The organism is Caminibacter sp., from assembly GCF_053999135.1.
The window spans coordinates 1-2,993 of sequence record NZ_JBMXVQ010000110.1 but is presented as its reverse complement, the minus strand read 5'-3'; the positions used below and the strand labels follow the sequence as shown (position 1 = coordinate 2,993).

The window sequence follows — 2,993 nt, the reverse complement described above, 5'->3', positions numbered from 1 at the left end:
ATATAAGCGTCCGGATTTTCAAGAGAATACCTAACCCCCGCCTGAGCGGCCAAATGACAGACTTTGTCAAATTTTTCCTCTTTAAAAAGCTTATTAACCCCTTCTTTGTCTTCAAGGTTTAGTTTGATAAATTTGTAATTGGGGTATTTTTTTGAGCGGACAGTTTTGCCGTATTCTATATTTTCTTTTTCAATGCCTGCGACTTTAAGCCTTCCGTATTTTAGATTTACATCGTAATAGTCGTTTATACTGTCAAGCCCTACAACTTCATCCCCTCTTTGTAAAAGCCTGTTTGCCAGATGAAACCCTATAAACCCCGCCGTACCTGTTATTAGTATTTTCATATTTTTATTCCTTTTAACGCCTCTTTTTCTATTTCGTATTCAAAATTTTTATGCACAACTATATCCACATTTCTGAAAAGCAAATCTTTTAATAAAATTTTTGCTTTTATTCTTTTTTCATACAAATCTTCATAATTTTGGGGAATGACAAATATATCCACATCCCCGCCTTTTTTATTCAAATCGGTACGGCTTCCGAAAATATAAATATCGCTTTCTCCAAAAACGTTTAAAACAGTTTCTTTTATAATTTTAATTTCTTCCGGATGTAATCTTATCTGCGTATTCATTTTTTTCCTCTATTTTTTTAACTATTTTCTCAAATGTTTCAATATTGTTCAACATCTCATTTAACGCCCCCACTACAAATTCAATCTCTTCGGGATACTCATGGGAGAGTGAATTCCTGATTTCCCTAAGCTTTTTCCACCGGTATATACTCTCAATTATCCCCTCTTTTTCAAGATACTGAAGTATATCAATATAACTTTTATCATTTAAATCATAACCTAATTTTTCCAAAATCTCTTTAAATACTTTTTCCCCTAAAAGCGACTGTACTTTACCAAATCTGTAAGCCAGAGCATCCAATGTCTTAATATCTAAAAATTTTATATCTTCAAAATTTGAAATATCAACTTCACCGTACTTTTCAATAAGCTCTTTTTTTATACCTTTGAGTATATCAATACTTTCATTTAATACTTTAAGATGAAAATCCAACATATCAATCCCTTGAATAAATATCTCTGGTATAAACTCTGTCTTTAACTTTTTCAAGATTTTCATCTATTCTGTTGGCGAGTATTACATCTGCTTTTTTACTGAATTCCTCAAAATCTTTCACAAACTCAACCCCTTCAACTTCATCGCCTTTTGCCATTGGCTCATAAACCACAAGTTTTACAAAAGGTTTTAGCATTTCCATAACGTCAAAAATAGCGCTGCTTCTGAAATTGTCGCTTCCGGCTTTCATAATCAGCCTGTAAACCCCGACCGTTTTCGGCTCTCTTTCAAGCACCCTTTTTGCAATAAATTCTTTTCTTGTAGTATTGCTGTCAACTATCGCTTCCATCAGTCTTTGAGGAATGTTTTCAAGCGTATAATTTGCCACTAATTGTTTCGTATCTTTTGGCAGACAGTATCCTCCGTATCCGAAACTCGGGTTGTTATAATGGTTTCCGATTCTAGGGTCAAGACATATGCCTTCAATAATATCTTTGGTGTTAAGCCTTTTTACCTCGGCATACGTATCAAGCTCGTTAAAAAACGAAACCCTCATAGCAAGGTACGTATTGGCAAACAGTTTAACGGCTTCGGCTTCGGTGTTATTGGTAAACAGAATAGGAATTGTCTCCTTAAAAGCGCCGTCTCTTAGAAGATTGGCAAAAATTTCAGCTCTTGTTGATTTTTCTCCTACGATAATACGGCTTGGATACAAACTGTCAAAAAGGGCTTTGCCTTCCCTTAAAAATTCAGGCACGAAAAATATCTTATCATAATTAAACTCTTTTTTTATCCTTTCGGTATATCCTATTGGAATGGTTGAGCGGATTACGATTGTAGCGTTCGGATTTATTTCTATTACGTCTTTTATAACGCTTTCTATTGATTTAGTGTTGAAATAATTAGTAACGGGGTCATAATCGGTAGGGGTTGCGACAACGACATATTCGGCGTTTTCGTATGCTTCTTTTTTATCTGTAGTGGCTTTAAGGTTCAAATTTTTTGTCTGGAAAAATTCGGTAATTTCCTTATCTTCAATAGGGCTTATTCTTTTATTTATCATTTCCACTTTTTCTGGAATAATGTCAAGAGCAACTACTTCGTTGTTTTGTGCTAATAAAACCGCATTGCTAAGTCCAACGTATCCGGTTCCCGCTATCGCTATTTTCATATTTTTACTCCTTTTATTGCTTCTTTTTCTATTTCTCTGCTAAAATCATAATGAACTACAATATCAACGGGTTTATACAAAAGCAGTTCCAGTTTTGCAGAAGCTTTTATTTTCTTTTTAAATAGATTATTCCTTTTTTTAGGTATTACAAACAAATCAATATCCCCTCCTTTTTTTTCTTTTAACCTGCTTCCAAAAACTATTATTTCACTGTCTCCAAAAACATCATATATTACTTTTTTTATAATTTCTATTTCTTTATCAGTTAAGCGAAGCATCTTTTATCTTTTCAAAAATTTCCTTTTTATAAAATTATATCAAGAAATTGTTTTTTAAAGAAAGAAAAAAAGAAGTTTTAAAGCTGGATTATGAAGAGTTCTTTTTTTCTTTTGACTTCCACTAAAGCGTCACCCTTGTCAAGGTCTTTTAGAAGTTTTTTAACGTCTTCTATGGAACGGACTTTTACCCATTTACCTGTTTTTATCGTTTTGATTCTTAAAATTTCATCGCCTTTTTGAAGCCCCATTCTCGCAGCATAGCTGTCAGGGTCGATATCGGCTATTTTTACGCTGTTTTTCTCCTGAAATAGCGTTACGCCTTTTAACGTTTCTATATCCTCAACCGCTTCTTTTTTTGTTTTTAAGGCTTTTAAAGTTGCTGTTACGGTTATATATTTTCCGTTTCTGTATATTTTCAGGGTAACTTTTGAACCGGCTCCCTTAAAGGCTATTTTGTTTCTAAGTTCCCCCGCG

General features: G+C 33.6%; 6 protein-coding genes. All 6 read right to left on the bottom strand.

Annotated features, from left to right (window positions below; all coding sequences use genetic code 11):
• Window positions 1-344, bottom strand: a 344-nt coding sequence (locus ACXJH6_RS08335) for a GDP-mannose 4,6-dehydratase (RefSeq protein WP_456471298.1), incomplete at its 3' end; no start/stop codon positions are given.
• Complete coding sequence (locus ACXJH6_RS08330; protein WP_456471297.1) at window positions 341-634, bottom strand: nucleotidyltransferase domain-containing protein; 294 nt, start codon at window positions 632-634, stop codon at window positions 341-343. The genes ACXJH6_RS08335 and ACXJH6_RS08330, both read right to left, overlap by 4 nt.
• Window positions 597-1,070 (bottom strand): hypothetical protein, encoded by a 474-nt coding sequence (locus tag ACXJH6_RS08325; RefSeq protein ID WP_456471296.1) that lies wholly within the window; start codon window positions 1,068-1,070, stop codon window positions 597-599. Before ACXJH6_RS08325 ends, ACXJH6_RS08330 begins: the two co-directional genes overlap by 38 nt.
• A gap of 1 nt (window position 1,071) precedes the next feature.
• On the bottom strand, window positions 1,072-2,241 hold the full coding sequence (locus ACXJH6_RS08320) for a nucleotide sugar dehydrogenase (protein ID WP_456471295.1): 1,170 nt from the start codon (window positions 2,239-2,241) through the stop codon (window positions 1,072-1,074).
• Window positions 2,238-2,519 (bottom strand): nucleotidyltransferase family protein, encoded by a 282-nt coding sequence (locus ACXJH6_RS08315; RefSeq protein WP_456471294.1) that lies wholly within the window; start codon window positions 2,517-2,519, stop codon window positions 2,238-2,240. The genes ACXJH6_RS08320 and ACXJH6_RS08315 overlap by 4 nt, the downstream gene beginning before the upstream one ends.
• Before the next feature lie 77 nt (window positions 2,520-2,596).
• The coding region (locus ACXJH6_RS08310) for a PDZ domain-containing protein (protein ID WP_456471293.1) at window positions 2,597-2,993 on the bottom strand (397 nt) is incomplete at its 5' end.